We start from the raw sequence: 24,070 nt of genomic DNA, 5'->3' as shown, positions 1-24,070 counted from the left end.
GGCCGGGCCGGGTCACCGGGGTCCGCGCGGCGGACCGGAGAGGATCAGACGAACAGGAACACGCCCGCCGTCGCGGCGCCCAGCGAGCCCCCGGCGACCGTCTGCGCCACCGAGTGGTATCCGAGCGCGACGCGGGACCAGCACACGGCGACGGTCATCACACAGGCGAGCAGCCACCACGGCGAGTGGACCGCGGCGAGCAGGGCGACCACGGCCGACGCGACCGCGGCGTCCACCGAGATCTTCCAGGCCGTGTTGACGGCCAGCAGGACCACGGTCATCGCCCAGAGGGCGAGCATCGCCGCGAGGATGCCGGTGGGGGCGTGGCCCAGGACCATCACCAGCGAACCGGCGCCGATGGAGCCGAGGATGACGAAGAAGATCGGGGCCCGCTTGGTGCGGTCGACGACATGGCGGTCGCCCCAGGTGCCGCGCCCGCGTTCCCACTCGATGTACCCGGCGGGTATCAGGCCCGCGCACAGGGCGCCGAGGAATCCCCAGAGCAGGCCGGTCCAGTGACCGGCGGCGGCCACGCCGATGCCGAGCATGCCGGCGAGCAGGAGGTTGCGGGGCTGAAAGACATCGGTGACGGTGCGCGCGATGGCACGGTCCGGCGATGCGGTGGTGTCGGTGGTGTCGGTGGAGGTCATGCTGTCTCCTCGGTGGAGGCCGTGCGGGGGGCTGCGGTTGCGGTGGACGGGCCGGGTGCGGCGTCCGCCAGCACCTGTGCCACCCGGTCCTGCGGGACCGTCCGGTACGCGGTGGACACCCTGACCAGCCAGGCCACCTCACCGTCCTGGTCGGTGGCGTGCTGGGTCTCCACCGCGGCGGCGGCGGAAGCGGGCGCGCCGCCGTTCTTCGCGGTGAGCGCCGCCTTGATCCAGTAGGCCTCGGCGAGCGGGCCCGCCCGGTCCGGGTCCGTGCCGCCGTCCGCCGCGGCGGCGGCCTTCGCGGCCGGGAGCAGGGTGTCGGGCACGTAGTGGCGCAGCTTCTCCACCGCGTCCGCGATGTCGGTGGCCCAGCGGTCGATCCGCAGGTCCGCGGGGGTGTCGAAGCGGGTGGATGACGTGCTGGGTCTGGTACGCGGTCGGCCGGCGGCGGTAGAGCACGAAACTGGTCCCGCCGGTCTTCAGACGAAGTCCACAGGCGGCGTTGACACGGGCCAGCCGGTCGGGCATCTCGTGCAGCACGATGGTGCGGCCGCGGGCCGCTTCCATGTTCGCCACCAGTGCGTCGATGGAGAAGGGCGCGGGGATGGGCAGGTCGGCCAGCCCGGCCTCGCACTCCTTCCGTAGTTCACGCAAGGACATGGCGGGCTACTTCTCCGGCTCGCCATGGGCGGCGCCGCCGTCGGCCGCGCCCTGCCGGTCCCTGGCGTCCTCCAGCAGGGAGATCGCGAACTGCAGCAGCTCCGGCGGGAGACCGTCCTCGTCGAGGCCGCGCCCGGCCACTCCGCTGATCTCTCCCGTACGCCGCATCGCGAGGAACTGCAGACCGGCGACGACGTCGTCGACGACCTCGGACTCCTCCTTGAAGAACCGCCAGTCCACGCCGAAGCCCAGACCGAGCGCCTTGAGGATGTCCTCGGAGGGCTGGGTGACCTTTCCGGCAAGGATGTTGGAGAAGTAGCTGTGCGAGAGCGACCCGCCGCGCTCCTTGACCAGATCAGCGAAGACGCGCCCCGAGATCTTCTGGCCGGGGAATGTCTTCTCCACCATGTACTCGACCTTCTGCTGCAACGTCCGCAGCTCCGGCGCGCGTTCCTTGACGCTGTCCATCCGGCCCCCCACGTATCCGCTCCCGTCCGGTCGGTGTTCACCGCCGTCGATTCGGTCAACGGGCTCGTACTGTAACGAACCCTGATGTGGCGTCCTGGGCGCGGTTGGCGGTACGGGAACGGGCTTGCGTAAACACGCAACGTCACTGTTAACTCGAAAAAACACGGGCAGGGGACCACGAGGGGAGTCCCCTGCCCGTGAAATCGACGCGTTCCGCGCGAATTCGCCACGGACAAAAGGTGCATGGCGCACGGACATGTTGTGCGGGCATACGTGTAGCCCTTCACGACGGGGGATGCGTGAAGGGCTACCCCTGCATTATGACTGCTGGTCAGGTCGTCATCAACCGGCCTCGGGTCCGACGGGCGCGCGTGTCGGGTCGCGGGGTGCGACGGCGACGGGCTGGTGGGAGGGCGTGTGCCGGCGGCGCCGTGGGCAGGTGGGCGGGCTTGCCGGTGGATATTCGTCGCGGCGGAACAAAATTTCCTGCAATTCCTGACGGTGTGCCCAGCGGAAAGGGATGGCGGGAAATTCGAAGGGAATTCTCCGGGTATGTGGTGAAGTGAAATTACTTGCCGCATCCGGTCGGTTCCTCCGTGCTATTCTGGGCGCAGTCGCGGTTGTGTCCCCCGAAGTCTTCGCCCACTGCCCGGACATCGTCGGCACCGGATTTCCGGGAGCTTGCAGGGCGGTCGGCGGGTGAACTCCGGCGTCACACAGGGCCGGAGTTCCCCGCAGGCGGGGAACAGCACCTCCGCCCCATCCCGTCGCCCCGGTCTTTTCGCAGCCGGGCTTTGTCCAGGCTTGTCAACGGCCCGTTCCTGCGATTCCTGCGCCGCCCGCCGGTGCAGCGAATTCCTCGATACGCGCCCCATCGAGGAAGGGTTCCGTATGGACCGAGACCGTAGCCGCGACCAAGGCCGCGACCAAGGCCACGACCGCAGTCACGACGGCGATCGCACCGCACGTTCGGACCATCGGAATTCCGGTGCGCCCGCACGGCGTTACGGTGGCCCCGGCCGCAGGACCGCCGCCGCGCGGGGCGAGTTCGCGCTGCCGGAGACCATCACCCCGGCGCTGCCCGCCGTTTCGTCCTTCGCGGAGCTGGAGCTGCCCGGACCGCTGCTCTCGGCGCTCACCGCCGAGGGCGTCACCACGCCGTTCCCGATCCAGGCGGCCACCCTGCCGAACGCCCTCGCGGGGCGCGACGTGCTGGGCCGCGGCCGCACCGGCTCCGGCAAGACGCTCGCCTTCGGCCTGGCCGTGCTGGCCCGGACCGCGGGCAGGCGGGCCGACGCCCGCCGGCCGTCGGCCCTGGTCCTCGTCCCGACCCGGGAACTGGCCCAGCAGGTCACCGACGCGCTCACCCCGTACGCCCGTGCGCTGGGGCTGCACCTTGCGACCGTCGTCGGCGGCATGTCGATCGGCCGGCAGGCCGCCGCGCTGCGCTCCGGCGCCGAGATCGTCGTCGCCACACCGGGCCGGCTGAAGGACCTCGTCGAGCGCCGCGACTGCCACCTGGACCGGGTCGCCGTCACCGTCCTCGACGAGGCCGACCAGATGTGCGACATGGGGTTCATGCCACAGGTCACCGAACTGCTCGACCAGGTGCGGCCGCAGGGCCAGCGGATGCTGTTCTCGGCGACCCTGGACCGTGACGTGGACCTGCTGGTCCGCCGCTATCTGCACGATCCGGTGGTCCACTCGGTCGACCCGGCGGCCGGCGCGGTGACGACGATGGAGCACCACGTGCTCTACGTGCAGGGCGCGGACAAGTACGCCACCACGACGGAGATCGCGGCCCGCGAGGGCCGGGTGATCATGTTCCTGGACACCAAGCACGCCGTGGACAAGCTCACCGGCCATCTGCTCGGCAGCGGGGTGCGGGCCGCCGCGCTGCACGGCGGGAAGTCCCAGCCGCAGCGCACCCGCACCCTGGACCGGTTCCGCAGCGGGCAGGTCACGGTGCTGGTCGCCACCAACGTCGCGGCGCGCGGCATCCACATCGACAACCTGGACCTGGTCGTCAACGTCGATCCGCCGACCGACCACAAGGACTATCTGCACCGGGGCGGGCGTACCGCCCGGGCCGGCGAGTCCGGCAGCGTCGTCACGCTGGTGCTGCCGGGGCAGCGCCGGGAGATGGCCCGGCTGATGGCCGACGCCGGGATCACCCCGAAGATCGCCCAGGTCCGTTCCGGCGAGGCCGAACTGAGCCGGATCACCGGCGCGCGCAAGCCCTCGGGGGTGCCGGTCGGCGGCGCCGCACCGGTGCCGGAGCGCGCCGGGAGCGGCGGCCAGTCCTTCCGGGGCCTGGGCAGCCGCCCCACGAAGGCGGGCCGCTCACGCCGTACCGACCTGCCCACCGCGGAGGCACGCGCCGCCGCGAAGCAGCGCCGCGCCAACCGGGGCGGGTAGCGCCCGTCCGCCCGTGAGTCCTGCCCGCCCGGCGGCGCGGTTCACCGGCCGTGCTGTGGTCCGGCGCGGGAGGTGCTCTCACTCCGCTCGCGGATGACGACGATGATGAAGATCACGGAGATCGTGCTGATCAGTCAGCGATCCACCGCGGACACCGGTGGATCAAGGCCCGCCCACCCGGTGGCCGTCGGCGCCTGCCGTTGGAGTGGCGCCGGGCCGGGAACCGGCGTGGTGCCGGGCGCGGGGCGCGGACGGTCGCCTAGCGTCGGCGCTTGACGGACCGCTGTCGGCGCGGAACGGGTTTGATCGCCCGGCGCTCGGTGACGGCTCCTCCCCAACGGCGTTCCCCTGCCACCGTCTCGCATTGCGGTGGCAGGGGACGCCGACCGCAGGCCCTACGGCCAGGGCCTCTCGTTTGGATCAGGCCGGCCTGATCCAAACGAAAGACCCTAGAGCGCCCTCGCCAGCGCGACCCCGGCGAACGCCGCGCCCAGCCCCGCCGCCACACTCCCCACGACATTGGCCACCGCGTAGGACTTGGCCCCGCCCTCGGCCAGCCGCAGCGTCTCGTAACCGAACGTCGAGTACGTGGTGAGCGCCCCGCACAGTCCCGTGCCGATCAGCAGGTGCAGATGCGAGGAGGCGGCGCCGGCCGCCACCGCGCCGGTCAGCAGGCCCAGGATCAGCGAGCCCGACACGTTGACCGTGAAGGTCCCCCACGGGAAGACGCTGTCGTGCCGGGACTGCACCGCCCGGTCGGTCAGGTAGCGCAGCACCGCCCCGACCGCCGCCCCGACGATCACCAGCAGCCAGTTCACCGGCCCCGCTCCCGCTCGCCGCCGAAGCGGACGATCTCGCACTCGTCCAGGACGACCAGACCGCCGTCCGCGACCAGCTCCTCGATCAGTGGCAGGAACCCGCGGATCCGCTCCTCGGTGTCCACGATCACGACCGCCACCGGCAGGTCCTCGCTCAGCGACAGCAGCCGCTGGGTGTGGATCATCGACGAGGCGCCGAAGCCCTCGATCCCGCGGAACACACTGGCCCCCGAGAGCCCCGCCCGGTGTGCCCGGTGCACGATCTCGGTGAAGACCGGTCGGTGGTGCCATCCGTCGGACTCGCCGACGAGGACCGTCAGGCGCAGGGCCCGTTCCGTCTCCGGGGTCGTCATGGCTGCCTCCAGGCCAGCACGCGGCGGGTCGCCCACACCGCACTCCACACCGCCGCGAGCGCCGCGAACAGCGTCAGTCCCAGGTATCCCAGACCGGCACGGACCCGGCCGGCGTCGACCAGACGCTGGATGTCCACCGCATACGTCGAGAACGTGGTGAACCCGCCGAGCACCCCCGTACCGAAGAACGGGCGCACCAGCCGGTGTACCGGCCGCACCTCGCTGATCACCACCATGAATACGCCGATCACCGCGCATCCGACGACGTTCACGATCAGCGTCGTCCACGGAAAGCCACCCGGGGCGGTGGGCCAGATCAGCGTGGCCCCGTAGCGGGCAGACGCTCCGATCGCACCACCGAGCGCCACCACCGCGACGACGGATCCCTGCGGATTGGGGGCTCCCATGGGCACATGTCTCCTGCCTGCTCCACGCATCAGGCTATCGCCGCCGCCCGCGCCGGGCGCCCCGGGCCGCTCACCGGAGACCGCCCGGAAGCCGTCGGGCGGGTGCTCCCGTCCGACGGCGGTCCCGGCTCGATCCGTGCCTGCACGAGGTCCGCCGGACGAGGCCGACAACAGCACGAGGGCCTCGTCACGCCAGAGCGTGACGAGGCCCCCTCCCCCGGTGTGCCGCCGCTCGTCAGCCGTAGGTGACGTAGCAGCTGTCGGTCACCAGCCTGCGTCGATCAGGCCTGTCACCGCGACGTTTCGTGCCACGATTCGAGCAGGTTCGAAGGGACGGCCGCGAGACCGACGCGACCGGACAGCGGGAGGGTCATGATCGAGCTCACTGTGGACGCCTCCGGGCTCGCGCGCTCCCGCTTCGCTGTCTCGCCGTTGAACGAGGTCGTCGCGACGCTGCTGCCCTGGGGCCTGCAACCGGCCCCTGACGCCGATCCGTGGGTCGCTCGCGCACGACGCGTCCTGCGCCGGGCCCGGCTGCCGCTGCTGTCCGAACTGGCCCTGGACGGGGCCGGATACGTGCCCGACTTCCTCAGCCCGCATCCCTGCGGGCCCTCCCCGACCGTCGAGGAGGAGCTGGAACAGGTCCGGCGCACCCCGCCCGAACGCGTCCTGAGTGAGCTGGCGGCATTGCGCGACGGGCGGCCGCGGAACGGTCTCGCCGGTTCCGAGCTGCCGGAGGGAGTGCGGCGGGCCATGTCGCGGGGCGGTGCGCACGTGGCCCGGCAGGCGGCTGACGAGATGCAGCGCTACTGGGAGCTGGCCTTCGCCCCGCACTGGGAGGCCGCCAAGGCCGCTCTCGATGCGGAGGTCGACCGGTGCGCCGGCGTGCTGGCCCGGCAGGGAGCGGCCAGGCTTTTCAACTCCCTGCATCCCGGCATCCGGTGGGATGAGGGCACCCTGCGCGTCGAAAGTTACTTACGGATCGCGCTGCCGGCGCCCCTGGTGGTCGTCGTGCCGTCACTCGTCGCACCTGGGCTGGGCGTGAGCGTGGACCCCACGCGCGAGGAAAGCCGGTCCCCGATGCTCGTCTATCCCGTGCGTGCCAAGGCCATCACCGGCACCATCGCTCCAACGGTTCCCTCCGCCGAGATGGCCCAGCTGCTCGGCCCCACCCGTGCCGGGCTGCTCGCCGCGCTGACGCAACCGGCCTCCACCGCGCAGCTGGCGGCACGTCACTTCCTCAGCCCCGCGACGGTCTCGTACCACCTGGGCGTACTGCACCGGGCCGGCCTCGTCGCCCGCGCCCGGTCCGGCCGATCGGTGCTCTACCGCCGTACGCCCGAAGGGTCCCGGCTGGCGTGATGGAGCAGCGATCTTTAGATGGCCGATACGAGTTGCGAGGGCGCGCGGCAGTCGGGGCGACGTCCATTTCAGCGCCGCTTTTTCACTCGATGGGTGACCCGCGCGATGTGCGCAGCTGGGCAGGATTCCCGGGCTCGGATCAGCAGCCGAGCAGCGTTCTGCCTCGTGAGAGAGACAAGGAGCACCTCTTGAAGCGCATGGGACCTCTGTCCGGCCGTACCGTTCTCGCCGCGACCGCCTCGATCCTGCTGCTGGCCGGCACCGCGCAGGCCGCGCCGGCGAAGTACGCGCGGCACGCGGATGCCGCCGCCGAGTTGAAGAAGGCGGGCATCACCTGGACGTCCAGCGGCAACTGTTCCGACTGGAACAAGAAGACGTGTACGTCATTCACCCAGATCAACAAGGCGTCCGTCGCCGGCCTGATCGCATTCAAGAAGGCCAGCGGCTGCAACGTGATCGTCACCGGCGGCACCGAGAAGGGCCACGCCTCCGGTACGTACAGCCACCGCAACGGTTACAAGACGGACATCTCCACCAAGGTCGCGTGCGTGAACAACTACATCACGCAGAAGTTCGCGAAGGCGGGGAAGCGCAGTGACGGCGCCGCCCTGTACAAGTCCCCCGCCAAGAACGTGTACGCGAACGAAGGCAGTCACTGGGACATCACGCACTACAACAGCAAGGCCTAGCAGCCTCCCCCGACCCTGAGTTGAGGCCATGCCCGTCCGCCCTCGGCGGGGGACGGGCATGGCCTCACTCTTGTCATCCGTTCATCTCAGCCGGCGACCCGGCTACCGGTCACCCCGTCAGCAGTTCGGGATCACCGCACCGTTGTTGTCCCGCGCCTCGTCGTTGCCCCAGCGGGACAGGTAGTACGCCGAGACATACGCGCCACGCCCGTTCTTGCCCGCGTACACCGTGTCCAGGTCCGTCTTCAGCCACCAGTGGTTGTAGCTGGAGCCGGAGCCGACCTGGGCGCCCCACACCTTGCAGTAGACGTAGTTCGTTCCGGCGTTCAGGACGCCCTGCGCGTCGCCCGTGTTGGGAGCCGCGTACCCGGTGGCGTTGGCGTAGGTGTCGACCCAGTACTTGCCGCCTCCACCGCCGCCTCCGCAGCCGTTGTCGCTGGTCAGGTACTTGCTGTGGTACGAACCGGGGTACGGGGCGAGGGACTGGCCGTTGATCGTGATGGTCTGGCCGACACCGTTGTACAGCTGCTCGTAGTGGATGTGGGCACCACTGCTGTTGCCGGTGGAGCCGGTCACGCCGATCTGCTGTCCCTGGGAGACGGAGGCGCCGTCGGCTACGGAGTACGAGGAGAGGTGGAAGTAGTACGTCTTCCAGCCGCCGCCGTGGTCGATGACGATGTAGTTACCCGCACCGCTCGGCTGGGAGTAGCGGTACGCGGTCCCACCGGACGAGGCGAGGACGGGGCTGCCGGCCGTGGTTCCGCCGTCGGTACGGATGAAGTCGAGGGCGGATCTGACCTCCGCCGAGTGGTGGCCGTAGGTCCAGGTCTGGCCGCAGGGGAACGGTGCCTTGAAATTCGGCGCCGCGGCAGCGGGGGTCGCGGTGAGCAGGCCCGCGACGAGGGCCACCAGGCCCAGCAGGGCGATACGTATCGAGCGCATGCGTGGTCAATCCTCCGAGTCGAATCCGGGTGAGGTACCGAGGGAATGGGAAGACAGCAATCCGGTTGAACGGACCCAAGAGTGCCGTAAGTTGGGCTGCCCCAATAGACCCATGAGCCCCCGAGTCCCCATACCGTCCGCGCCAAAGAGGTGCGATCGGTGCGATCCGGCTAAGACCGACCGGCAAAGGGGGTGCGGACGGGCATGGCGGGCGAACCGATCGGCTGAAGTGGATCACTGGTACCCCGCAGCCTGCCCCGCCCGTCACCGCCCCAGCCCCCCGCAATGACCGGTCCAAGAGGCCACTTGGACGGGGAAAACGCAACTTCGACACGGCCCGCAGAGGCAGCTACCTTCACCTGGTCTTCGGCGGTTGCCCGCGGTCGCAAAGGGGTTCCTTCAGGCTGAGCCGCCCGCGACGGGATGAGTTGGTCACGCCCCACGATTCCTCGCCCCCATGCGTAGGCCGCCGAACCGGGTCCACACCAGGCACCCCCAACCAAGGAGAGAAGCATGCCCCATCTTGCTCTGTACACATTCGGCGTCCTGAAGTCACCTCTCGCCGATCCTGCGCCTCTCACGCGCGAGTTGTACGACAGTGGTGAGGCCGTCTACCCGGAGATCAGTCGGCACCCCGGGTACCTCGCGCATGCTGAAGCGGCAGACGGCGACCGGGGCATGCTCTTCGAGGCGGACTGGGGTGCATGGGGAGAGTTCGCCGTACCGACCTGGTACGGCAAGGGCCGTACGGTGGAAACCACCGCCCTGGCCGCGACTCTCTCGCTCTGGACCGGCCTGCGCCCCGCCTTCGACGCCATCTACACCGGTCTGCACCGTGAGGCGCTGAACAGGCGTTACGACTGGTTCGAGAGGACAGGACACCCGAGTTACGTGTTCTGGTGGGTCTCCGACGACGTGATACCCACCTGGCAGGACGGGGTTTCCAGGCTGGAGTACCTCCACGACCACGGCTCCGCGCCGCACGCCTTCACCTTCCATCACTCGTTCGCCCCGGACGGAACTCCGACCAGGATCAAAGACATCGGGCCGAAGAGCGACCAGGTTCGCTGACAAGGAAGCCTGAACGACTGGGGTCGCTGTCAAACGCCTCGATTGAATGACGGTGAACAGATGCGTCTGCGCTACGGCGGATCCGCCAGTACCTGGGCTTTGCTTTCTACCTCGCGAGCACCAATGAGTACCAGGACGCCATCCTGCCCACCAGCGGCTTCGCCGGCACCGCCGAAGACGCCCTCGACTGCGCCCGCGGCCTCTACCTGACCGAGCCCAGCATCTGACCCCGCACCACACACAACACAGGCTCCACAGCCAACCCCCGAAGGATTTACGGAGCCGGCCGCTGAGCCGGGGGCCTCACCGCGTCCGCCGGTGGGAGCGGCGCAGCCCGTTCTCCTCGGCGACCCTGGCCCGGAGCTGCTGTATCGACGTGGAGTCCGTGGCTTCGTCGTCCCCGCCGGAGCGGCACCGCGCGCACTCGCAGGGGGGCCAGCGCAGCGGGTTGAACTCGGGGAACTCCGGCTCGGGCGCGGGCTCCTGCTCCCTCATGCCGATCCCCGTTCCGTGCAGTCCGCCGTGCCCCGGTGGCGCCGGAGCAGCACCCGGCAGTCGGTCGCCCCGCTGTAGTCGTGCTGATCGTTGGCGAGGGCCTCGGCCAGCCGGAGCTCCTGGCACCCGGGACAACAGCCTTCTGTTTCACGCCTGTTCTCGGCGAGCACGGATAACTCCTCTCCGTAGTCATTCCACTACTAAGAGGGCTCAGGTTGGCCTAGAGTCGAGAGTGCTTCAACTTGTTGGGTGCGAGCGAAAAGTCAGGTGACAGCCGTTGAACCGCAAGGAGTTGGACCCCGAGAGCAGCCCGGAGGCCGCCTTTGGCGCACGCATCCGCAGCTTGCGAGAAGAGCGCGGATGGAAACAGGAGGAGTTAGCCGAGCGGATGGGCTACTCCGGCACGCACATCTCCGCCGTCGAAACTGGTCGCAAGATGCCGACTCTTCGGTTCTCGCGCAATGCGGACCAGGTTTTCGGCACCGGGGAAACAGCCGACACGTTCGAACGGCAGTACCGCGAGATCCGGCACGGTTCGCTGCTGGAGGGCTTCCCGCAGTACGTGGGCTACGAAGGACGCGCCGCGGAGATCCGGCTGTACGAAGTCGGAATCATTCCCGGGCTGTTGCAGACGCAGGGGTACGCGAGGGCGTTGGCGGAAGGCGACGTGTGGCGCGGTTCCATCACGCCCGAGCAGGCAAGCGATCGCGTCTCGTTCCTGGCGGAGCGCCAAGCTGCGCTGGTACGGCCCCGTCCGCCCACAACGCTGGTGGTGATGGACGAGAGCTGCGTCCGCAGGCGGGTCGGCGGTGACGAGATCATGGCTGCCCAGCTCGACCGGCTGCTGGAGTTCGCCGAGCTGCCGAACACCGTGCTTCAGATCGCTCCTTTCGACATGGCGGAGCGCCGCCCGTTCAACCTTCCGATGAACCTGCTGACGCTGTCGGACCTGTCCGCCGTCGCGTACGCGGAGTCCCAGATGCGGGGCCACCTTGAGCGTGACACGACCTTGGTCCTCCCCCTGCTGGCGGCCTACCATCAACTACAGGCCGAAGCGCTGTCCCAGGCGGCATCGGTGGCCATGATCCGTGAGGCACGAAAGGGCACCCCGTGACGACCACGACCGAGTCTCCCCGCTGGTTCAAGTCTTCGTACAGCTCCAACGGCGGCAACTGCATCGAGGTCGCCGCCAACCTCGTCGGCTCGCTCGGCGTGGTCCCCGTTCGTGACTCCAAGAACCCGTGCGGCCCGGTGCTGAACACCTCCGCCGCCTCGTTCGCCTCCTTCGTGGCGGGCGTCAAGTCCGGGCAGTTCGGCGCCGTCTGAGCTCACCAGGGCGGGCGTATGCGATCCCGAAGTCCCCATCGTGCAGCGCGCGGTGGGGCTTCTCGTTGTCCGCATTGCGCAGCCGGGGGCTAACCCCACCGCTATCCGGCATGCCTCCCGGATGGGTTGAGCGATGGTGCTCAACAAGGCTTGTGGCATGAGGACCTACGGAAAATCTGCCGCCTTCGTCGCCCTGTCCGTCACCGCCGTAGCCACCGCTCTCACCGGGGCCGCGCCCTCGCAAGCCGCCGCGTCGGCCAACTCCGCCCCCGCGCTCTCCTGGCGGTCCTGTGCCCAGGACGGCGGCCCGGCCACCCAGGAGTGCGCCGAACTTCCCGTACCGCTCGACTACCGCGACCCGGGCGGCCCGCAGATCTCCCTCGCGGTGACCCGGGTGCGCAGCGACCGTCCGGCCGCCCGGCGCGGGACGCTGATCGTGATCCCGGGCGGGCCGGGCACCTCCGGGGTGCAGCGGGTGACGCAGAAGGCGGAGCGGTTGCAGCGGGAGACGGAGGGACGGTACGACATCGTGAGCCTCGACCCGCGCGGGGTCGGCGGCAGCCCGAAGGCGAGCTGCGGGCTCGACCCGGAGGACCGGGAGATGGTGAACCTGCGGTCCTGGCCCGGCGCCGACGGCTCGATCACCGAGAACGTGACACGCTCCCGGCGCGTCGCCGAGGCCTGCGCCCGCAACGGCGGAGCGATGCTGCGGAGCCTCACCTCGGCCAACGAGGTACGGGACATCGAGCGGTTCCGGCAGGCGCTCGGCGAGGAGAAGCTGTCGGCCTGGGGGAGCTCGTACGGCACCTATGTGGGAGCCGTGTACGCGCAGAAGTACCCGCAGCACACGGACCGTTGGGTGCTGGACAGCAGCGGGGACCCGAATCCGTCGCGAGTCGCCAAGGGCTGGCTGGCGAACATGGCCGTGGGGGCGGCCGACCGGTTCCCCGACTTCGCGCGCTGGGCCTCGGACCCGGCCAGGGATGCGGAGGGGCTGCGACTGGCGCAGCGGGCCGAGGACGTGCAGCCGCTGGTGCTGGACCTGGCGGCGCGGCTGGACCGTGAACCGAGGGAGTCCACCACGCCGGGCGTCCCGCTGACCGGCAACCGGCTGCGCCAGGCGATCCAGCTGGCGCTGTACGAGGACGAGGCGTTCGCCGGGCTGGCCGGGCTCGTCCGGGCGGCCGGGGACACCTCGTCGAAGCCGGTCCTGCCCGCCGCGCTGAGCGGGCCGATACCGGACGCGGACGCGGCGGTCACGGTCGGCGTGATCTGCAACGACGTGCGCTGGCAGGGCACGGTCGCCTCGTACGCGCGGGCCGTCGCTGCCGACCGCGTGAAGTACCCGCTGACCGCCGGGATGACGGCGAACATCACCCCGTGCACCTTCTGGAAGGACGAGCCCGCCGACCGGCCGACCAGGATCACGGACCAGGGGCCGTCCAACGTCCTGATGATCCAGGGCCTGCGCGACCCGTCGACCCCGTACTCCGGCGCCCTGAAGATGCGCGCCGCTTTCGGTGACCGGGCCCGCCTGGTGGCCGTCGACCACGGCGGGCACGCCATGTACCTGGGCCACGGGAACGCCTGCGGTGACCGCGCGGTCACCACGTTCCTGAACACGGGGAAACGGCCGGCGCGGGACGCGTACTGCGCGGACTGAGCGTGACCTGGGCTGCGGCTGGGCTACGACGACCGGGCTGCGGCTGGGCTACGACGACCGGGCTGCGACTTGGGCAGGCGCTCCGCTCAGTCGCAGCCCGGCGTGTTCAGTCGCAGCCCGGCGTCACATGTCCGCTGTTCCGGGCCTGTGCCAGCAGGGAGACGACCTCCTCGTCGGACGTCTGGCCGAAGTCCCGGTACCACTCGCCGACCGCGAAGAACAGGCGCGGCACCGACAGGCACACCACCTCGTCCGCGCTCCGGCGCAGCCGCACGACCGCGTCCGGCGGCGCCACCGGCACGGCCACCACCAGCCGCGCCGGCTGCTGCGCCCGTACCACCAGGCAGGCCGCCTCGGCCGTGGCGCCGGTCGCGAAGCCGTCGTCCACGACGATCACCGTCCGGTCGGCGAGCGGGGTCCGTGCCCGGCCGGCGCGGTACACCTGCGCCCGGCGTACGAGCTCTGCCGCCTCGACCCGTTCGACCGCCGCGAGATCCTGCTTACCGGCCAGCATCCGGCCGACGACGTCGTCGTTGACGACCCGCACCCCGCCCTCGCCGATGGCGCCGAACGCCACCTCCTCGTGGTGCGGAACGCCGAGCTTGCGGACGACGATCACATCGAGTTCGGCACCGAGCATCTGGGCGACCTGGAAGGCCACCGGGACTCCGCCGCGGGGCAGTCCCAGCACGACGGGTTTCTCCCGTTCGAGGTGGCGCAGCGCCTCGGCCAGCTGCTGTCCCGCGTCCACGCGGTCGGCGAACAGCACGGTGGTTTCACCCCCAGCCGGGGGAGCCGGGGACCGCATGCATACGTGCCCCACCGGCATCCCTACTACCGAAACAACCCCATGTGCGGCGACCTCGCAACTCGGGCAAGGTCGGTTGTATGGGACGAATCGGAGCGGTCCTGATCGATATCGACGGAGTGCTCACGGTGGCGTGGAAACCGCTGCCCGGCACCGTCGCGGCGATGCGGCGCCTGCGCGAGGCAGGTGTCCCGCTGGTCCTGGTCACCAACACCACCTCCCGCACCCGCGCCTCGATCGCCACGAAACTGTCGGGCCAGGGCTTTCCCGTCACGGCCGAGGACATCCTCACCGCCCCGGCCGCCACCGCGGCGCACCTGCGCGAGCACCACCCCGGCGCACGCTGTCTGCTGATCAACTCCGGGGACATCCGGGACGATCTGACGGGCGTGACCCTGGTCGGCGAGGGCGAGGACGAGGAGTCCGGCCACGGCGAGGCGCCGGACGTCGTCGTCATCGGCGGGGCCGGGGACGCCTTCGGCTACGCGGAGCTGAACCGCGCCTTCCGCCATCTGCAGCGTGGCGCCCGGCTCGTCGCCATGCACCGGAACCTGTACTGGCGCACGGCCACCGGGCTCGACCTCGACACCGGGGCCTTCCTCCTGGGGCTGGAGCGGGCGGCCCGGGTCGAGGCGGAGATCACCGGTAAACCCGCCGGATCGTTCTTCGCCGCCGCCCTGGCCCACCTCGGAGTCACCGCCTCCGAGGCCCTGATGGTGGGCGACGACATCGAGTCCGACGTGCTGGCGGCCCAGGCCGCGGGGCTCACCGGCGTACTCGTCAGAACCGGCAAGTACCTCCCCGAGACGCACCGGGCGGCCGAGGGCACCCCGGACCATGTGATCGACTCCTTCGCCGACCTTCCCGGACTGCTGGAGCGCCTGTAGCGGCAGACGCATGCAGGTCGCCCCAGGTCGTCTCAGGACACCGGCGCCGTCTTGGGGATCTCGCCCTCGGTCGTGTTGACGTCGATGACGGAGAACGCCGCACCCTGCGGGTCGGTCAGCGCGGCGAACCGGCCGAACGGCATGGTCATCGGGCCGAACCGCAGGATTCCGCCGCGCTCGGTGGCCTTCGCGACCGCCGCGTCGCAGTCGGCGACGGTGAAGTACACGTTCACGTGCGGCGGGACCTCGGGCGGGAAATCCTCACCCATTTTCATCCGCCCCATGACCGTCTGGTCACCGAGGTTGAACATCCTGAAGTCGACGTGCTCGTCCTCCATCTTCATCATCGTGTAGGGGAAGACGGCGGGGAAGAAGGCGTCGGACTTCTCGGGCTCCCGGGTGAAGACCTCGGCCCAGCAGAACGCACCGGGCACTCTCTGCGCCTCGAAGCCCTCGTGGCTGCCCGCCTGCCACACGCCGAAGACGACACCGCTGGGGTCGCGTGCCAGCAGCATCGTGCCGAATTCGCCGACCTGCATGGGGTCCATCAGTGTCTCGCCGCCGTTGTCCCGGATCTTCGCGGCGGTTGCCTCCGCGTCCGGCGAGGCCAGGTACAGACACCAGGCCGAGTGGCCCTCCTGGCCGGGCATCGGGGGCACCACCGCGGCGACCGCCTTGCCGTCGGCGTACGCCTGCGTGTAGTTGCCGAACTCCGACGAGGACTCGCCGAACGTCCAGCCCAGCACGTCACCGTAGAAGCTCTTCGCTCCCTCCAGGTCGGCGAACATCGCGTCGGCCCAGCACGGAGTGCCCTCCGGTTGTACAGCCATGGCCCTGACTCCTTCGCGCTCGGGTGGGTGGTCCGGCTTTTCACGCTAGCCAGCCGACCGCCTCCCCGCGCGCCGGGAGCGGCGTGCCCCGAGGGCGCCCGGGGCTACCCGGCCGTGCCCCGGCCTGACGTGCATCCGGGCCGCGATCTCGTCGTTTCGGCAGGCCCTCGGCGGTCTGCGCCATGACCTCGCCGGGCGGCGCCCGCGACCGCCCGGAGGCGAGGAACGCCATGCCGGGGCGAGGGGGCCGGTGTGATCGCGGGAAGTTCCGTTCGCGTGGCGCGAGATGGGAGACGTGCGCTACGGTGACCAGGTCATCACGCTCTGTGTGTATTCATGCGCACAGAGCGGCCCCCGGCGGTGCGACAACACCGATCCGAGGGCCTACACCACCAGTGGAGAATGGACCCACCGGAAATGTTGCGTCATGCTATCGCGCCGTCCGCGCGCTATACGAAGGCATCGAACGATGTCGTACGCCATCCGCGTCTGAACAGTGAGCGAAGATCCTGATCCTCCACGTCCAGGGCCTCCCGGGCGATGCCCTGTGCAAGCCGTTGAGCGAGCTCGCCCGCAAACTGGGCATCAAGGGCCGCGCGTACCAGAAGGCGAAGAGGCAGCTCGTCGAGCACGGCTATATGCACGAGCGGCGGAGCCAGGGCGAGGGAGGCCGCTGGCTGACCGAGCAGCTCGTCGCGAACAATCCTTTGACGAGCGAGCAGGCGGGACTCCTCTTACGAGGCACTGCCCCCACAGCCACGGCCACAGCCGCAGCCACAGCCGTAGCCACGGTGCCGCCGCCGAGTACGCAGTTGCCGACGGTCGGCGAACCGGCCCCTCGGGCGGTCGGTGGCTATGAACCGGTAGAAGACCACAGTGATAAGACAACTCCCCACCCACCCTCCGAACCTGAGCCCGCGACCGTTCCCACGCCCGGACCGACCCCGCAGACCACCACGGCGGACCCGGCCCAACTGGCACGTGCGGAACGGGTCCTGCTCTCCCTGCGTCACACCCGCCGTGAACTGTTCCTGGGCGTACGCGAGGCCCGCGCACTCGCCGTGGAGGCCGTCAAGTGGCTCGAACGCGGCCTGAGCGAATCCGACCTCCGCCACGCCCTGCTTGCCGAACGCCCGAGAGAAGGCGTCCGCTCGGCCGTCGGCTTCCTGCGCCACCGCCTGATCCAAAAACTCCCCGAACCTCCGGCCCGGCACCAGCCCTACGAACGCCCGCCCCTGCCCGAACTCGTCGAATGCACGGGCCCCGGCGAGCCACATGTCTTCCGCCCGCTGTTCGGCGAATCCGAATGCCCTTCCTGCTACCGCGCCGCTGCCCGCACCGAACCCGAACCCGTCCCCTGGCGCGAACGCATCGCCAGAATCAACGGCACCCCGACGGCCCTGCCGGCCGAGGTCTGACCGCCGCCCCTACCGCCGCCGGGTCGCCGCCGCGACGGTGGCCATGAGTTCCGCGTCCAGTACGGACGGGTCGGCCAGCCGGGTCGGGGCGGCGAAGGAGTTGAGCAGTGCCTTCGTGACGCGCAGGGCGGCCTCGGGGCGGCGCACGATGGGCTTGGCCCAGGCGGTGACCGCCGCGTCCAGGTCGCTCTCGGGCACGATGCGCTGGAGGACCGACAGCTCGTGCGCCTCGGCGGCGTCGAAGGCGCGTCCGGTGAGGATGAGCTCGCGGGCGCGGGCGGCGCCGACCTCGTGGATGAGCCGGGGCAGTACGCCGCCCCAGGCGGTGGGCAGCCCGAGTGCCAGCTCCGGCAGCCGGAAACCGGCGGTGTCGGCGCCCACGCGCAGATCGCAGGCGAGGGCCAGCGCGAGACCGGCGCCGATCGCCTTGCCCTGGATCCGGGCGATGGTGACGGCCTGGTTGGCGGAGATCGCCTCGCACACCCGGCGGGCCTTGTCACCGGCGATCCGGATGCCCCGCCCGGTGGGGTCCTCGTCGAGCCAGTCGGCGAACTCGTTCCGGTCGCCGCCCAGGCAGAAGTCGTCACCGGCCCCGCTGAGCACCAGCACCCGGACATCGGGGTCCGGAACGGTCAGGACCGCCAGCAGATCGTCCAGCATCGCCTCGGTGACCGCGTTGCCGGTGCCGGGGGAGTCCAGCTCCACGCGGAGGACGGCGCCCTCGCGCTCGGTGCGCACCGTGCTCGGTTGCCGGTGCGGGGTCAGGTACTGCGACAGCGAGAGCTTCATATCGCCACGCTCAGCGAGGTGACCCGCCTGAAGACCAGCCGGGAGGCGTATTCGGCGGGTGCGACGGTGTGCAGGGTGGGGAAGCGTTTCAGCAGCTGCGTCAGGAGCGTGCGCGCCTCCAGGCGGGCGAGGGCCGCGCCCAGGCAGTAGTGCACCCCGCCCCCGAAGGTCAGATGCGTTCCGGAGCGCCGTACGTCGAAGGTGTCCGGGTCCTCGTTGCGCCGCGGGTCGTGGTTGGCGGCACCGTACATGACGTGGACCATGCTGTCCTTGGCGATCGGCACGCCCGCCAGCACGGTGTCGTCCGCCGCGACCCTGGTGTTGATGTGGATCGGCGGGTCGTAGCGCAGGACCTCGTCGACGGCGGCGTCGATGTATCCGGGGTTCTCGCCGAGCCAGGCCCACCGGCCGGGTTCCTTCAGCAGCAGCTCCACCATGGCCGACAGCAGGGTGGCGGTGGTCTCCAGCGAGGCGATGGTGACGAACATGGTGAGCCGGTAGAGGATCTCGTCCGCCGCCTCGCGGTCGGGTTCTCTGGCGTCCCAGTGGTGGATCCAGCCGGTCAGGACGTCGTTGCCGGGGTTGGCCCGGCGCTGCTTCAACAGCTCGGTGAAGTAGCTGCGCAGCTGGAGGGTGGCCTCGGCGGACACGGCGAGCTGCTTCTTGGTCGGCAGCAGCTCCTGGGCGTGCACCTGGTTGTGGGTGATCTCCAGGATGTGCGGGTAGTCCTCGGGCGGTATCCCCAGCCAGGAGCCGATGGTGCTGATCGGCAACTGCTCACTGACCGTACTGACGAAGTCGGCCTCGCCCCAGCGCAGCTTGTCGGCCAGCTCGTCGAGGAGCCGGGTGACGTGCCCCTCGACCTGCGGGGTCAGCCGCGTGATGGTCGACCGGTCGAAGAGGTTGCCGAGGCTGCGGCGCTGGCAGGTGTGCTCGGGTGCGTTCAGCCGGGAGAGGGTCTTGGTCATCTCCTGCGTGGCGACGGCCTCCCAGCGCTCGGTGTCCGCCTGGCGTTCCTGCCACGCGAAGTCGGGCGCCAGCCAGTTGCGTCCGCGCAGCACCTCGCTGCACGTGTCGTAACCCGTGACGAAGTACGCGTCCCAGGGAGCGCGTACGACATCGCCCATCGATCTCAGATCGGCCAGCAAAGGGTAGGGATCAGCCTGCCCTTCGGGTGATTTGAGGCGTTTCAGGAGGGAGATGAGGGCACGGCGGTCGACAGAGGGCCTGTCTGTGCCACATATAGGGCTCACGCAGAGTTCCTTGACCTGGGCTCATGGTTACCGGCAGAACCTACCCCTCCGCATGTGTTGCACATGCGTGGTTCCATGTTGCCCGTGTCACAGAGAAACTCTGCTTCAACCCCTTGTCATTTGTCGCTCGCGCCTCAACTCCCCCTGATTTCAAGGCTGTTGAACGGGCGAAAGTCCGCCCTATGCGCACAAGCCGTACGCCACGGCCTGGTAGATGTTCCTCACACCCTGGAACGCATCCGGGTAGATGTTCATCACACCCGGAACACGTCCAGGAAGGAACTCCACCAGCCCTTCGTCTTCTTCTGCGGCTCCGCGTGGTCGTAGTGCGCCCCCGGCGTCTCGTCCGGGGCGACGTTCCGGGACGGAACGGGCGGCTGCGCCGCCGGTGCCGTGCTCCGGCGCGCCGGGGCGGCACTGAAGATCACGGGCAGTGACACCAGGGCCCGGTGGAAGGGGCCCGGACGCCACTCGACGGCGGAGGGCGGCACCGCGAGGGCGAGGTCGGGCACCGTGTTGAGGATCTTCTCGATCGCGGTGAGCGCGATGAGCTGCGCGGGGGACTTCGCCGGGCAGACGTGCGGGCCGGCGCCCCAGGCCAGATGGGCGCCCTTGCTCAGGGTCTGGCGGGCGTCGGTGAGCGCGGGGTCGCTGTTGGCAGCGGCGAAGCTGATCAGTACCGGGGTGTCCGCCTTCAGCGTCACTCCGCCCAGGTCGATGTCCTGGACCGGGTAGTGCGTCGCGTAGTTGGCGATCGGCGGGTTGTTCCACAGCACGTCGTCGAGGGCGTCCTCGACCAGCATCCCGGTGCCCCGCCGCTGCGTGACCCCGGTGTCGCTGGACAGCATGAGCAGCAGCGCGTTGGCGATCAGATTGCGCTCCGGCTCGACGCCCGCGCCCATCAGCATGACGAGCTGGTCCTTGAGCTCCTCGTCCCGCAGCCCCGCCGGGTGCTGGATCAGCCAGGAGGTGATGTCCTCGCCGGGCTGGCGCCGCTTGAGCGCGACGAGCTCCATCAGACACTCGGTCAGCTCGGTGTTGGCCCGGAGCACGTCCTCGCCGTCGAAGATCGCGGACATGCTGCGGGTCAGCCGGTCACCGATGTCGCCGGGGCAGCCGAAGAGCTGGTTGAAGAGCAGGAGCGGCAGCAGCTTGGCGTAGTCGCCGAGCAGGTCCGCGCTGCCGCGTTCGATGAACTGGTCGATGAGGTAGTCGGCTATCCGCTCCACATCCCGGCTGAGCCGAGTGTGGTTGAGCCGGCCGAGGCTCTCGGTGACCGCCTTGCGCAGCCGAAGATGCTCGGTGCCGTCCGTGAACAGGCAGTTGGGCCGGTACGCCATCATCGGCAGCACCGGGCTGTCCAGCGGTACGCGGCCCTCCCGCAGTGCGGCCCAGCGCCTCGCGTCACGGGCGAAGAAGGACGGATTCTGCAGCACCCGGAGCGCGGCCTCGTGCTGCACGACCAGGGTGGCCTCCACGCCGGGGGCCAGCTCGATCGGGGCGGCGAGTCCGTGCGCCCGGAATTCGTCGTACACGCGCTGCGGATCGGACGCGAACTCCGGCCCGTAGAGCGACGTCTGGCGCTCACCGCGCATCGGGCAACCGGTGGGGGCGCTGTACGGGGTGGATCCCGGCGACGAGTCCATGTGTGATTCCTCGATGTGATCGCGGGCCTCGAAGGGCCCGGACGGTGGACGGAGAACGGGCCCGAGAGCCATCGCCCGAACCGGGCCGTCCGAACGGGCGGCCGGGCGACAGCTTCTCAGAGGCTGTCGGGTGATCTCTGACCGGGCGGCCACGGCCTGGCACGCACGCTTCCCGCGTTGTCGTCGGTCGTCAACGCTCCGCGTCGACTCCCTCCTCCGCCTGGGAATCGCACGCACCGGACGGCGTCCGCTTTCCGGTCCGAGGTCACCCGACAGCCCCTCAGGCCACGTGTGCCAGAAGGTGCTGGACCAGAGTGATCAGGGCCTGCGCGGACGACTTCTCGTCCCGGGCGTCGCAGTACACGACCGGGGTGTCCGGCAGCAGATCGAGAGCCTCGCGCAGCTCCTCCTCGGCATGCCGGGAGTACGGATCGAAGCTGTTGACCGCGACTGCGTACTCCAGCCCGTACGTCTCGACCAGGTCGATCACCGGGAAGGTGTCGGCGAGACGGGCCGGGTCGACGAGGAGCAGCGCGCCGAGCGAGCCGCGCGCCATGTCCTCCCACAGCTCGACGAAGCGCTGCTGGCCCGGCGTGCCGAACAGGTACAGCACCAGTTCGTCGCTGAGCGTCAGACGGCCGAAGTCCAGCGCGACCGTCGTGGTCACCTTGTCGGGTGCCCCGCGCAGATCGTCGATGTGCGCCCCGGCCTGGGTCATCCGCTCCTCGGTGCGCAGCGGAGTGATCTCGGAGAGGGTGCCGATGAGCGTCGTCTTGCCCACGGCGAAGTGCCCGACGACGAGAATCTTCGCCGCACGCCGCACCGCGTCCGGCACATAGATGCTGTCAGCCGAACCGGACGTGGAGTCCATGCAACACCTCTTCGAGGATCTTCCTGTCAACGAGCTGAGCCGCCGGCGGCGCCTTGCGGCGCATCAGGTGACCTTGTTCCGCCAAATCGTTCAGCAGCAGGCGCGCCACACCGACCGGCTGGCCGAGGTGGCCCGCCACCTCGGCCACCGACAGATAGCCGCCGGAGCACAGCTCCCAGATGGCCCGGACCTCCGGGCTCGGGTTCGGGGGCGGCTGCCGGTCGGGTGCGATCGTGACCAGGGTGACGAGGGAGAGGTCCTCCGCATCGGGCAGGCCGCGCCCTCCGGTGATCACGTAGGACCGGACGAACCCGCTGTTGACCGCCTGCTCCTCGCCCGGCGTCGTCATAGGCCGATTCCCGCGTCCTGGCGGGGAGGTGTGGTCATCGCCTTCCCCAGCGCGGTGACCTGTTGCTGCATGCGGAAGGACATGGCCTCCATGTCCACATCGGCCGCCGCGGCCGCCGCCAGGTAGGCGCCGGTGCCCGCCGCGATCAGGAAGATCCAGCCGTGGTCGTACTCCAGCAGCGTCTGGCGCCAGCGGCCCGGGGCCTGGGCCCCGATGAAGGGTGCGACGGCCCGGCTCAGCGACTGCATGGAACTCATCGCGGCCGCCACGGTCTCCGCGTCGTCCCGGCCGATCTCACTGGAGCTGGCCAGCAGCAGACCGTCGGCGGAGACAAGGATCGCGTGCCGTGCGCCGGGTACCTGGAGCACATCGTTGAGCACCCAGGACAGATCGGGGTTCACTGGAACTCGGGTCCTTCCATCGTCGTCATGTCACGCCCGGACCGGGTACCGCGCTGGAACGCGCCCAGGCGGGAAGCGGTCTCCTCGTTGCTGCGCACCGGCCCTGGCTCGGCCGGCGGCACCACCGACACCGGGCTCTTGCGACGACGCTTGGGCAGGCCACCGGCGGTGGTGGCGGACCCGGTGGGCAGTGGAGCGGCGAGTGGCTGCGCGGCCGACGGGAACAGCGGGGTCGGAGACGGCGCGGGCGCCTGACGCCGGGGGAGCGACGCGATTTCCGCGTCGTAGCGCTCGGCGACCGGGGGCGGCGGCGCGGGCACATCGCCGGTCAGCAACTCGTCGGGCAGGAGAACCACGGCGCGTACGCCTCCATAGGGGGACACGGAATCCACCGAGACCTTGAACCCGTAGCGGGCGGCCAGCACCCCGGAGACGGCGAACCCGAACTGCGGGGGAATGCCCAGACTGGAAACGCTGATCGAGGCCTGCGGCGCGAGGAGGGCCGCCGCGCGGTCCTTCTCCTCCTGGCCCATGCCGAGACCGGCGTCGTCGATGATGAGGCAGACGCCCGTCGGGACGGCCTGGATGTTGATCTCCACCGGGGCGCCGGGCGCGGAGTAGTTGGTGGCGTTGGCCAGCAGCTCGGCGAGGACGACCGCCACGGGCTCCACGGCCTTGCTGACGACCGAGAAGTTCACCTGTCCGTTGATCCGCACCCGGTCGAACTGCCGGATACGGCCCTGGGCGCTGCGCGCCACGTCGAAGACGGAGGCGACGGTCTCCCGGCGCCCGAGCCAGCCGCCGCACAGTACCGCGATGCCCTGGGCCCGGCGTCCGAACTGGCTGTTGGCGTGGTCGATGGCCATCAGGTCGGCGAGGATGCCGGGGTCGTCGCCGTACTTCTGCTGGGCGTTCTCGATGACCACCTGCTGCTCGTCCGCGAGCCCCTGGAGGGTGCGCACGGCGGCCTTGAGGACCGCCTTGGTCTCCTCCTCGGCGTCCCTGCGGACCTCGGCCAGCTCGGCGGAGTGCTGATGCGTCACGCCGGTGTACGCGACGTGGAGTTCGTCACGCTGGCGCTGCAACGTGTCTCGTTGCTGGTGGAGTTCCGAGTTCTGTCTGCGTAGTCCGATGTTGGTTCTGCGAGCCCGCAGAACGGCTCCCACGGCGACCAGCGCGACGACAACCAGTGCCCACAGGAGAGGGCCCTGTGCAAATGTCATGAGACTCACTTCAAGTGCCATGGCTATGGATACGGCTTGACGCTCCCTCACGTACCACAGTCCCGGGCTGGTCGAGCCGCGGTGTGCGCCACTCAGGGAGGGCCCCTCCGGGTGTGGGGCCGAGGAACTCATCCCTCCCGGAATGCCCCCATTTGCCATCAGCCCACTGGAAGTAAGATGATCTTAACATCGGCCAGGCGGGCAATTGTCAAGACCGACACGCCAGTTGCACTCCCGACGCGGAATGTTCACAAATGAGCCGGTGGAGCGGCG

General features: G+C 69.9%; 25 protein-coding genes and 3 pseudogenes. 9 read left to right on the top strand and 19 right to left on the bottom strand.

Annotated features, from left to right (window positions below):
* Nucleotides 1-44: 44 nt before the first annotated feature.
* The 4 genes and pseudogenes from ACWCQ6_RS01700 to ACWCQ6_RS01685 form a co-directional block, all read right to left on the bottom strand.
* A complete protein-coding gene (locus ACWCQ6_RS01700) occupies nucleotides 45-650 on the bottom strand; it encodes a hypothetical protein (protein WP_451084773.1) in 606 nt (201 codons plus the stop codon).
* A pseudogene (locus ACWCQ6_RS01695) lies at nucleotides 647-1,060 on the bottom strand (DUF6545 domain-containing protein); the annotation flags it as partial. The pseudogene ACWCQ6_RS01695 and the gene ACWCQ6_RS01700, both read right to left, overlap by 4 nt.
* Nucleotides 1,047-1,310, bottom strand: a pseudogene (locus tag ACWCQ6_RS01690) (toxin); the annotation flags it as partial. The pseudogenes ACWCQ6_RS01695 and ACWCQ6_RS01690, both read right to left, overlap by 14 nt.
* 6 nt (nucleotides 1,311-1,316) lie before the next feature.
* Nucleotides 1,317-1,778 carry a hypothetical protein gene (locus ACWCQ6_RS01685; RefSeq protein ID WP_451084772.1) on the bottom strand — a complete coding sequence of 154 codons (462 nt, stop codon included), beginning with the start codon at nucleotides 1,776-1,778 and terminating at the stop codon, nucleotides 1,317-1,319.
* 891 nt (nucleotides 1,779-2,669) lie between these two features.
* On the opposite strand from ACWCQ6_RS01685, the gene ACWCQ6_RS01680 reads away from it, so the two are divergent.
* A complete protein-coding gene (locus ACWCQ6_RS01680; RefSeq protein WP_451084771.1) occupies nucleotides 2,670-4,196 on the top strand; it encodes a DEAD/DEAH box helicase in 1,527 nt (508 codons plus the stop codon).
* Between the two features lie 449 nt (nucleotides 4,197-4,645).
* Here the strand turns inward: ACWCQ6_RS01680 and crcB (ACWCQ6_RS01675) are convergent, their stop codons facing one another.
* Genes crcB (ACWCQ6_RS01675) through crcB (ACWCQ6_RS01665) form a run of 3 tightly spaced genes read right to left on the bottom strand, consistent with a single transcriptional unit; the run spans nucleotide 4,646 to nucleotide 5,804 of the window.
* Nucleotides 4,646-5,014, bottom strand: coding sequence for a fluoride efflux transporter CrcB (gene crcB, locus ACWCQ6_RS01675; protein ID WP_451084770.1), 369 nt, complete (start codon nucleotides 5,012-5,014; stop codon nucleotides 4,646-4,648).
* Nucleotides 5,011-5,367 carry a DUF190 domain-containing protein gene (locus tag ACWCQ6_RS01670; RefSeq protein ID WP_451084769.1) on the bottom strand — a complete coding sequence of 119 codons (357 nt, stop codon included), beginning with the start codon at nucleotides 5,365-5,367 and terminating at the stop codon, nucleotides 5,011-5,013. Before ACWCQ6_RS01670 ends, crcB (ACWCQ6_RS01675) begins: the two co-directional genes overlap by 4 nt.
* Nucleotides 5,364-5,804 carry a fluoride efflux transporter CrcB gene (gene crcB / locus ACWCQ6_RS01665; RefSeq protein ID WP_451084768.1) on the bottom strand — a complete coding sequence of 147 codons (441 nt, stop codon included), beginning with the start codon at nucleotides 5,802-5,804 and terminating at the stop codon, nucleotides 5,364-5,366. Before crcB (ACWCQ6_RS01665) ends, ACWCQ6_RS01670 begins: the two co-directional genes overlap by 4 nt.
* Before the next feature lie 342 nt (nucleotides 5,805-6,146).
* Here crcB (ACWCQ6_RS01665) and ACWCQ6_RS01660 point away from each other — a divergent pair, with 342 nt between their 5' ends.
* Both ACWCQ6_RS01660 and ACWCQ6_RS01655 read left to right on the top strand, forming a co-directional pair.
* Nucleotides 6,147-7,136 (top strand): helix-turn-helix domain-containing protein, encoded by a 990-nt coding sequence (locus ACWCQ6_RS01660; RefSeq protein WP_451084767.1) that lies wholly within the window; start codon nucleotides 6,147-6,149, stop codon nucleotides 7,134-7,136.
* Between the two features lie 197 nt (nucleotides 7,137-7,333).
* Complete coding sequence (locus tag ACWCQ6_RS01655) at nucleotides 7,334-7,825, top strand: hypothetical protein (protein ID WP_451084940.1); 492 nt, start codon at nucleotides 7,334-7,336, stop codon at nucleotides 7,823-7,825.
* Between the two features lie 117 nt (nucleotides 7,826-7,942).
* On the opposite strand, the gene ACWCQ6_RS01650 is transcribed toward ACWCQ6_RS01655, so the two are convergent.
* The gene (locus tag ACWCQ6_RS01650) at nucleotides 7,943-8,767 is read right to left on the bottom strand and encodes a M23 family metallopeptidase (protein ID WP_451084766.1); all 825 of its coding nucleotides are present in this window, start codon (nucleotides 8,765-8,767) and stop codon (nucleotides 7,943-7,945) included.
* Nucleotides 8,768-9,280: 513 nt separating this feature from the next.
* Between ACWCQ6_RS01650 and ACWCQ6_RS01645 the strand changes: the two genes are divergently transcribed.
* On the top strand, nucleotides 9,281-9,838 hold the full coding sequence (locus tag ACWCQ6_RS01645) for a DUF3291 domain-containing protein (protein ID WP_451084765.1): 558 nt from the start codon (nucleotides 9,281-9,283) through the stop codon (nucleotides 9,836-9,838).
* A gap of 303 nt (nucleotides 9,839-10,141) precedes the next feature.
* Here ACWCQ6_RS01645 and ACWCQ6_RS01640 read toward each other — a convergent pair whose 3' ends face one another.
* Both ACWCQ6_RS01640 and ACWCQ6_RS01635 read right to left on the bottom strand, forming a co-directional pair.
* Nucleotides 10,142-10,333 (bottom strand): hypothetical protein, encoded by a 192-nt coding sequence (locus ACWCQ6_RS01640; protein WP_451084764.1) that lies wholly within the window; start codon nucleotides 10,331-10,333, stop codon nucleotides 10,142-10,144.
* The gene (locus ACWCQ6_RS01635; RefSeq protein ID WP_451084763.1) at nucleotides 10,330-10,503 is read right to left on the bottom strand and encodes a hypothetical protein; all 174 of its coding nucleotides are present in this window, start codon (nucleotides 10,501-10,503) and stop codon (nucleotides 10,330-10,332) included. The genes ACWCQ6_RS01640 and ACWCQ6_RS01635 overlap by 4 nt, the downstream gene beginning before the upstream one ends.
* Before the next feature lie 107 nt (nucleotides 10,504-10,610).
* Between ACWCQ6_RS01635 and ACWCQ6_RS01630 the strand changes: the two genes are divergently transcribed.
* The 3 genes from ACWCQ6_RS01630 (at nucleotide 10,611) to ACWCQ6_RS01620 (ending at nucleotide 13,322) form a co-directional block, all read left to right on the top strand.
* The gene (locus ACWCQ6_RS01630; protein WP_451084762.1) at nucleotides 10,611-11,447 is read left to right on the top strand and encodes a helix-turn-helix domain-containing protein; all 837 of its coding nucleotides are present in this window, start codon (nucleotides 10,611-10,613) and stop codon (nucleotides 11,445-11,447) included.
* Nucleotides 11,444-11,659 (top strand): DUF397 domain-containing protein, encoded by a 216-nt coding sequence (locus ACWCQ6_RS01625; protein WP_451084761.1) that lies wholly within the window; start codon nucleotides 11,444-11,446, stop codon nucleotides 11,657-11,659. Before ACWCQ6_RS01630 ends, ACWCQ6_RS01625 begins: the two co-directional genes overlap by 4 nt.
* A 157-nt stretch (nucleotides 11,660-11,816) precedes the next feature.
* Nucleotides 11,817-13,322, top strand: coding sequence for an alpha/beta hydrolase (locus ACWCQ6_RS01620; protein ID WP_451084760.1), 1,506 nt, complete (start codon nucleotides 11,817-11,819; stop codon nucleotides 13,320-13,322).
* Between the two features lie 142 nt (nucleotides 13,323-13,464).
* On the opposite strand, the pseudogene ACWCQ6_RS01615 reads toward ACWCQ6_RS01620, so the two are convergent.
* Nucleotides 13,465-14,091, bottom strand: a pseudogene (locus tag ACWCQ6_RS01615) (phosphoribosyltransferase); the annotation flags it as partial.
* Nucleotides 14,092-14,210: 119 nt separating this feature from the next.
* Between ACWCQ6_RS01615 and ACWCQ6_RS01610 the strand changes: the two are divergent.
* Complete coding sequence (locus ACWCQ6_RS01610) at nucleotides 14,211-15,017, top strand: HAD-IIA family hydrolase (RefSeq protein WP_451084759.1); 807 nt, start codon at nucleotides 14,211-14,213, stop codon at nucleotides 15,015-15,017.
* Between the two features lie 32 nt (nucleotides 15,018-15,049).
* Here the strand turns inward: ACWCQ6_RS01610 and ACWCQ6_RS01605 are convergent, their stop codons facing one another.
* Nucleotides 15,050-15,847, bottom strand: coding sequence for a VOC family protein (locus ACWCQ6_RS01605; RefSeq protein WP_451084758.1), 798 nt, complete (start codon nucleotides 15,845-15,847; stop codon nucleotides 15,050-15,052).
* Between the two features lie 557 nt (nucleotides 15,848-16,404).
* On the opposite strand from ACWCQ6_RS01605, the gene ACWCQ6_RS01600 reads away from it, so the two are divergent.
* Nucleotides 16,405-17,265: a hypothetical protein gene (locus tag ACWCQ6_RS01600; RefSeq protein ID WP_451084757.1), complete on the top strand. Its 861-nt coding sequence runs from the start codon at nucleotides 16,405-16,407 to the stop codon at nucleotides 17,263-17,265.
* 9 nt (nucleotides 17,266-17,274) lie between these two features.
* Here ACWCQ6_RS01600 and ACWCQ6_RS01595 read toward each other — a convergent pair whose 3' ends face one another.
* The 7 genes from ACWCQ6_RS01595 to ACWCQ6_RS01565 all read right to left on the bottom strand — a co-directional run bounded on the left by ACWCQ6_RS01595 (nucleotide 17,275) and on the right by ACWCQ6_RS01565 (nucleotide 23,797).
* The gene (locus ACWCQ6_RS01595) at nucleotides 17,275-18,054 is read right to left on the bottom strand and encodes an enoyl-CoA hydratase/isomerase family protein (protein WP_451084756.1); all 780 of its coding nucleotides are present in this window, start codon (nucleotides 18,052-18,054) and stop codon (nucleotides 17,275-17,277) included.
* On the bottom strand, nucleotides 18,051-19,181 hold the full coding sequence (locus tag ACWCQ6_RS01590) for a cytochrome P450 (protein WP_451084939.1): 1,131 nt from the start codon (nucleotides 19,179-19,181) through the stop codon (nucleotides 18,051-18,053). Before ACWCQ6_RS01590 ends, ACWCQ6_RS01595 begins: the two co-directional genes overlap by 4 nt.
* Before the next feature lie 380 nt (nucleotides 19,182-19,561).
* Nucleotides 19,562-20,953 carry a cytochrome P450 gene (locus tag ACWCQ6_RS01585; protein WP_451084755.1) on the bottom strand — a complete coding sequence of 464 codons (1,392 nt, stop codon included), beginning with the start codon at nucleotides 20,951-20,953 and terminating at the stop codon, nucleotides 19,562-19,564.
* A gap of 280 nt (nucleotides 20,954-21,233) precedes the next feature.
* Complete coding sequence (locus tag ACWCQ6_RS01580) at nucleotides 21,234-21,824, bottom strand: GTP-binding protein (RefSeq protein ID WP_072487819.1); 591 nt, start codon at nucleotides 21,822-21,824, stop codon at nucleotides 21,234-21,236.
* Entirely contained in the window at nucleotides 21,799-22,173 is a 375-nt protein-coding gene (locus tag ACWCQ6_RS01575) for a DUF742 domain-containing protein (protein WP_451084754.1), read from the bottom strand. The genes ACWCQ6_RS01580 and ACWCQ6_RS01575 overlap by 26 nt, the downstream gene beginning before the upstream one ends.
* The gene (locus ACWCQ6_RS01570; RefSeq protein WP_451084753.1) at nucleotides 22,170-22,574 is read right to left on the bottom strand and encodes a roadblock/LC7 domain-containing protein; all 405 of its coding nucleotides are present in this window, start codon (nucleotides 22,572-22,574) and stop codon (nucleotides 22,170-22,172) included. Before ACWCQ6_RS01570 ends, ACWCQ6_RS01575 begins: the two co-directional genes overlap by 4 nt.
* Nucleotides 22,571-23,797, bottom strand: a complete 1,227-nt coding sequence (locus ACWCQ6_RS01565) for an ATP-binding protein (RefSeq protein ID WP_451084752.1) — start codon at nucleotides 23,795-23,797, stop codon at nucleotides 22,571-22,573. The genes ACWCQ6_RS01570 and ACWCQ6_RS01565 overlap by 4 nt, the downstream gene beginning before the upstream one ends.
* Nucleotides 23,798-24,070: the final 273 nt, after the last annotated feature.

The sequence above is a fragment of the Streptomyces sp. NPDC001880 genome (assembly GCF_053594575.1).
Note: the sequence above shows the minus strand (reverse complement) of the source record. Positions and strands in the feature narration are given on the sequence as shown.